Source organism: Paenibacillus sp. P3E, assembly GCF_001909045.1.
Lineage (GTDB): Bacteria > Bacillota > Bacilli > Paenibacillales > Paenibacillaceae > Paenibacillus_AQ > Paenibacillus_AQ helianthi.
The window spans coordinates 1-6,454 of the sequence record NZ_LVWH01000052.1 but is presented as its reverse complement, the minus strand read 5'-3'; the positions used below and the strand labels follow the sequence as shown (position 1 = coordinate 6,454).

Annotated in this window: 4 protein-coding genes; 3 read left to right on the top strand and 1 reads right to left on the bottom strand. The window is 47.6% G+C overall.

The window, feature by feature from the left end; translation table 11 throughout:
• The coding region (locus A3842_RS06830) for an ATP-binding cassette domain-containing protein (RefSeq protein WP_143186182.1) at positions 1–438 on the top strand (438 nt) is incomplete at its 5' end.
• A gap of 811 nt (positions 439–1,249) precedes the next feature.
• Positions 1,250–1,849: a hypothetical protein gene (locus tag A3842_RS06825; protein ID WP_074100859.1), complete on the top strand. Its 600-nt coding sequence runs from the start codon at positions 1,250–1,252 to the stop codon at positions 1,847–1,849.
• Positions 1,850–1,962: 113 nt separating this feature from the next.
• Here A3842_RS06825 and A3842_RS06820 read toward each other — a convergent pair whose 3' ends face one another.
• Complete coding sequence (locus A3842_RS06820; RefSeq protein WP_256701556.1) at positions 1,963–4,359, bottom strand: AraC family transcriptional regulator; 2,397 nt, start codon at positions 4,357–4,359, stop codon at positions 1,963–1,965.
• A gap of 127 nt (positions 4,360–4,486) precedes the next feature.
• Between A3842_RS06820 and A3842_RS06815 the strand changes: the two genes are divergently transcribed.
• Complete coding sequence (locus A3842_RS06815) at positions 4,487–6,010, top strand: extracellular solute-binding protein (protein ID WP_074100858.1); 1,524 nt, start codon at positions 4,487–4,489, stop codon at positions 6,008–6,010.
• Positions 6,011–6,454: the final 444 nt, after the last annotated feature.

Sequence of the window (6,454 nt, the reverse complement as noted above, 5' to 3'; positions counted from 1 at the left end):
CAAATCAATAATGATGAATTAATTATTGAAACATTGAGAAAATGCAATTGTTATGATATTTATGAGAAACTTGGTGATCTCGATGTACCATTAGGCAGAAATATTGAAAATGGGCAAGAACTTTCAGGTGGTCAATGGCAAAAGTTAGCGATTGCTCGAGCGTTATTCAGTGATTCAAATCTATTGATTTTTGATGAGCCTACATCAGCTATAGATCCGAAGACGGAAGTCGAAATCATGAATAATATTTTTTGCTTATGTGAGAATAAAACAGCTATTTTTATTTCACATCGATTGGGCTGGGCTAAAAATGCCAATCGTATAATTGTTATAGATAATGGTAGGGTTATTGAACAAGGTACACATACTGAACTGATCAACAAACTGGGTGCGTATTATAAAATGTACAGTTTGCAAGCATCCTGGTACAGAGAGTGAATAAAGAAAGGGAGCGTATGGAGTATGAATTTTAATTTACATATAGTTGCTTTCATAGCGGTGTTAGGAGGTTTGAGTGAAACTACACTGATCGGAAGCTCCGGCGTGTAGTCCGAAGTAAAATGCAAAATCGCCCACTGGTTCCGGTTAGTGGGCTTTTTTATATTGGTAAGTGTTTATTGCTTTATTTAACGTCATAGATTGCGTATTTGACGTTTGTAAAATCCCAATTTCGAATGATTCAGTGTATTGATCGGCTTCCTCGTCCGCTGAATCCTTTGTGAGCCTACCTGTGGCGAGTTATGTGATGAGTTTTTCCTTCGCCCCCCGATAGTAACGGCTCTAACGGCTCTCTACGGGTCTCATACGATATAGTTTTCCCTGGCCAATACTGCAAACCCACCCGAATTTGCACCGACATGCGTGTGCTCAAGTGCGTAAGCTCCTGTAAATCCGTTAGCCTCCCATAATGCCTCTGATATTAGTAAGTCATTATAAGCAGCAAGTTAGCAGGGCATCCTGCAATGATACGGGAGATTTACATATTATTCCGAATGATATAACGTAAATGCATATAAAAGTGAGGTGTGCAAAATGGAGGAGTCAGTTAATTATCCTTTGAGTTTTGCAAAGCAGTGTTTTATATATTTTCTTGTTTGTTTGGTCGCTTTCAATTTCAGAGATTCCCTATCAAAACGAGCAAGTTAATATTGCTGGAGGCATAGGACCTAATCCAATAAAGACGAACCATGACTTACAACTTCAACGCGCCTTTGGGACGGCACATGTCACGGTGAAGAAGGACGGAGGCATGGATATTGCATTCAATCTTAAGCTGGATTCACGTGCAGAGTCGCTGGCGGGCGGTACCATTGAGGATCTGCTTCGCAGCAGACTACAGGCGGCAGGGATTGAACTGCACAAAACAAAAGTGGGCAAATCCACGGAATATCAATTTCTGAAATCCTATGCCTCCATACAGGATGTGAAGCTGAATGCGGGAAACCTTGATATTGTGGACACACAAGTAGATACCGAAAACAAGTGGCTGTACACTCGGTATGACGTGGTGGCCCAGCCCAAGCTGAACGCTTATTCGGATAAGATTCTAGACACCCTTGGAACGCTGAGTGTACCCAAGTCGCTGGTCCGGCTGTTCATGCAGAGCCAAGAACTGGCGTTCAAACTAACGCTGCCATATAATCTCTATGGTCCTAACAACGCTGACGAGCAGGATGGGAATACACTGACCTGGCACATCACGATGGCTGATTCCGAGCCGATGCGTCTGGTGGTGTATGTGCCGGACATCAGGAATATTGTGCTTGCCGGAGGTGCAGTTATTGTGCTGCTGGCGGCTGGAGTCATTTTTTTCATCAGAAGAAGCAAATCGCGCAAGCCTAAAGCCTAAACATCCTCCAACGCCCAAAAAGCCGTGGTCCCAAGGAGCCTTCTCCTTTTGGGCCGCGGCTTTTTGAGAATAGTATGCCGGAATTGATAGGCTTTACGCTATACATTCTTCCGTCAATAATCATCCGGCACCACCCGCTGCCTTGCGCCGGCATTCTCGCGGTACTGGCCGGGGGTCATCCCTTCCTGCTTCCGGAACGAGCGGATGAAATTCTGCGAATTATTGTAGCGTAGCCGGGCGGCAATATCCTTGATCGGCATGTCGGTCTCCTCCAGCCATTTCTTCGCCATCTTGAACCGGTACATGGCGAGATATTCGCTGAAGTAATATTGCGTCTCCTTGCGGAACACACTGCTGATATAGTTGGCATTATAGTGCAGCCGGGAAGCACATTCCTCCAGGGTGAGATCCTTGTCATAATCATGCTGGACGATATCGATCAGCTTCTCCGAGATATTATGGTACTGGGCATTCTGCCTGCTGCCAAAGATGCGGATCATCGGCTGGATGACCACCGTCCAGAACCAGTCCTCAATCTCAGCGACGATATGAATATCCGTCAGCTCCTCGAATAACGAGCCGTTCACCGGATGAAGCTGGCTCAGGCTGATCCCTGATTCCTGCATCATTATCAGGAGATTGTTCAAGAGGCGTGTCAGGGGAATCTGGCATTCCTGCGGGGACAGCCCCGGTGAGAAAATACAGCTGAACACCTTGTGCAGCAGGTCCTTTGCCTTCTCGGTATCCGCCAGCTTAATGGCGTCCATCAGGTCATTTTCTTTATGAGTGGGATAGCTCAGATTGAGATAATGGTTGCCGGAGTTGATATTTTCATATTGAATAATGATGCCTTTACCCAGCGTGATCCGGTGTTTCAGGGCTTCAAGGCCTTCCCTGTACGCAATCGACATTTTATCAAAGGCATGGAAGGGCAGGCTCAGCCCGATGCTGGCCGCAAGCTTCAGATAGTTATTGATCTTCTGCTGCAGCGATTCGGTCAGTGAATAGAGTGTTTTGTGAAAAGACTCTGCATCGCCGTCTGCACTCCCGATCAGCGTCACGACGGTGTGGTCCATGATCACCGGCGCCAGCCGGTTGCTTGAGGGGACCAGCTCTTCGATCATATTATGTACGGCGAACAGCAGCAGGCTGAGATCTTTTTTCTGATAGCTGTTCTCTTCAGAGAAGTCAATACTGGTCGTAATTACAGCCATAGTCTGCCATTCCTCCAGCTGGGTCTGGTAGCCGAATTGCTCCAGCTCCTCCAGCAGCTCCCGTTTCTTGATATTCCCCTGAAAGGCCTTGATTAGGACAAAGGTTCGCACCTGCTGGATATGCTGGGCAACCTCCTTCTCGAGCTGGGACTTGGACTGGAACAGATGATGGACCTGCTCGCCGATGATCTGAAACTCATTCGTATGCCGTTTTCGGATATCCGGCTTGCGCTGGCCCATCTGGTTCAGCAGACGCTCTATGGGCGTGTACATTTTGCGGGAGCCGAGCCAGGCCAGCAGAACGGAGAGCAGCAGCATGAGAGTACATACATATACGGTGTAGGTTCCGATTTTGTTAGACTCTTTGGTCAGACTTGCAATTGAAGTCACCGAAAGATAGATCCAGCCGTTTTGCTGGGAACGCGTATAGGTGATGGAATAATCCTTTTTGTCCATTACGGTCTTGAATTGCCCCGATGGGCTGGCGGCGCTGGAAATTTGCGCGAAATCCTTGAAGCCGCTGGCTGCAGCCGGCTGGCCGATGAGGCTCCGGTCCGGGTGCAGCAGAATTCGTCCGGAGCTGTCCAGAACGATAATGCTGTCCAGTGGCTGCAGATCGGAATTGATGAAATCCTGCAGGCTGCAGGCCGGAATATTGGCAATCGCCAGCCCGTATTTTTGCAGCTTGGTAGTGGGCAGCTTCTTGATCAGGCTGATGCTGTATTCACACCCCGTGACGTTAATGCTCTCCTCACTGTAGAACAGGGAAGCGGGATTCAGGACCCAGGAAGTTTCGTCAGGCAGATTAATCAGGTTGGTCAGCTGCTCGTAATTCTCGTATTCATTCAGACGGTAGAGCCCGGAATTTTTGATCATCCAGTTCTGCCGCTGGTTCAGTAGGATCACATCCTCCAGCTTTGTATCAAAAGATTGCATATTGCGAATTTCTGTACGTATGTCATTATATAAAATGAAATCGGTTACATTTAACGGATTGTTCAGAGCCTTTTTCAATACAGAGGAGTTCACGACCTGATTTAAGGTCTGATTGACAGTAGCCAGCTTATGCTCTACATTTGATGTAATTTGTAAAATAAGTTCCTTTTTGTTACGGTTAACATTTTTTTGAATTTCGCTGGAGGATGTGAAGTAAGAAAAAGAACCAATGAACAGCACAGGCAATGTGCTGAGGACAAAGGCGAAAATGGTTAATTTGTTCAGGAAGCTTAAATGTTTCAATAGATTCAGCACCTTTTGCATGAAGTAGAAGCAGTCGCCTGTCTTCAGTGTATGCATCACGAAGGATAATAACAATAATCATCTGGTGCCGCAATAATCATTTTCTCTATTTATCCCTATCAAATGCAATTTGTACATCAATTAGGAGTGAAATGTATAATTTATAGGCCAGGAGGATACATGGATGTTCAGACCGGACTTGGGGCGCAGGGCTGCCCGATATAGCTGTGTGCTTGTTCTGCTTGTGATGATGATTATGTTAAGCGCTTGCAGCGGGGAGGATGCTGCAGGCAGCGGCTCCGGCGGAGAGGTTCCGTCGATTTCCATCCTGGCACCGCTCCATTTCCCTCAAACCCCGGCCAAAGATATCGTTGCGGAGATTGAGAAGCTGACCGGTGTGGGGCTGGAGATCACTTGGGTTCCAGAGGGCGTCTATACCGACAAAATGAATACGGCGATGGCGACCGGCTCCCTGGGTAAAGTCACTTTTGTAAAGGTTACGGATTATAATCTGGTCAAAAATGCAATCCGCTCGGGGGCCTTCTGGGAGATTGGTCCCTATCTTAAGGATTTCCCGAACCTGAAGCAACTGGACCCCTCAATTCTGAATCAGACTGCTGTGGACGGGAAGTTCTACGGCCTGTACACGGAGCGCCCATCCTCCAGACAAGGAATTATCATCCGCAAGGATTGGCTCGATCGTCTCCATTTGAACAAACCGCAGACGCTGGAGGAGCTGTATAACGTCATCAAGGAGTTCACCTATAATGACCCCGACGGCAACGGAAAACCGGATACGCTGGGCCTGGTTGACCGCAATGATCTGGTGTATGGAGTATTCAAGACGCTTAGCTCCTACTTCGGTACGCCGAATAACTGGAAGCTGGTGAACGGCCAGTTCATCCCTGAATTTGAGACGCCTGAATATATGGATACGATGAACTTTATGAAGCAATTGTACAATGGAAAAATGATGAATCAGGATTTCGCCTTGACCAGCAAGGAGGTGCAGCGGGATAAGTTCATACGGGGCAGCGCTGGCATGTTCATCGGGAGTATGACCGATGTGCAGCGTCTCTCGATTGAGGCCCAAGCCAGCAATCCCGCCGCCGAGCTGACCTTGATTAACCGGATCCAAGGGCCGGATGGCTACAAGGTATGGTCCATTCCCAACTACAACGGACTCTATCTCTTTTCCAAAAAGGCCATTGCCACGGAGAAGGAGCTGAAGGAAGTACTCGGATTTTTTGACCGGACGATGGATAAGGATGTCGCCAATCTGATGAAATACGGATTTGAAGGGCGGCACTATAAGCTGGAGGACGGCAAAGTGATTCTCCCGGAGGAAACCTCGCAGCTTCGTGTGAATGAGGTGAGTCCGCTCTACTCCCTGATGATCGCGGATATCGGCAACAAGAACATTATGGAGGTGGCGCAAAAAGAGCAGCTGACCGCCCTCGCTGACCAGCTCAGCGAAGACAATGAGCAGTTCCTGGTCGATGATCCGACCGTCAGCCTCAGCTCACCAACCTTTGACGAAAAGAATACCGAGCTCTCGGCCATTATCGTGGATGCTACCTACAATTATATCCTGGGCAATATCTCCGCCGAAGGCTTCCGCCAGGAGGTAGAGAAGTGGAAGGCAAGCGGCGGCAATCTGATTATTCAGGAGTATGGGGAGGCGGAGCGGATGGCGGCAGGGAAGTGATTGCACATCGACAGATTGCAATGTTGCGGTCAGAGTGGCGATGGATCTTAGAGGCGTCTGCGGATCATCCATTGTAGCATCACTGTGGGGACTGAGATGAGCCGCCGTACTAGTTCATCTACACGTAATAATTTCAGGAGCAAAACACAAAACGGTTTGGCCCTGTAGTAGGTTCACTTGAATGCTTCGCCATCGTTTGGTTGGAATGTTTATTACACGCTTTAGGGGTTATTGAACTGTCGGAATGATTGAGTTATGCAACACTAGATGAGTAATTGGTCATTTAACGAACGAGTAGGATAGTTCAACATCAATCAATTACGAGATGGCATGCTGGTTAGGCTGGGACTTCATCAAAAAAGCCTTTGGTATAGAATCCGAAGGCTTATTTGATGAGGTTTTTTTCGGCTATACAATAACATGATATTCCTAAAGAATAAAGTC

Coding starts and splice junctions, on each gene's coding strand:
- A3842_RS06825 (WP_074100859.1), top strand. CDS start 1,250: ATGGATATTGCATTCAATCTTAAGCTGGATTCACGTGCAGAGTCGCTG.
- A3842_RS06820 (WP_256701556.1), bottom strand. CDS start 4,359: ATGCATACACTGAAGACAGGCGACTGCTTCTACTTCATGCAAAAGGTG.
- A3842_RS06815 (WP_074100858.1), top strand. CDS start 4,487: ATGTTCAGACCGGACTTGGGGCGCAGGGCTGCCCGATATAGCTGTGTG.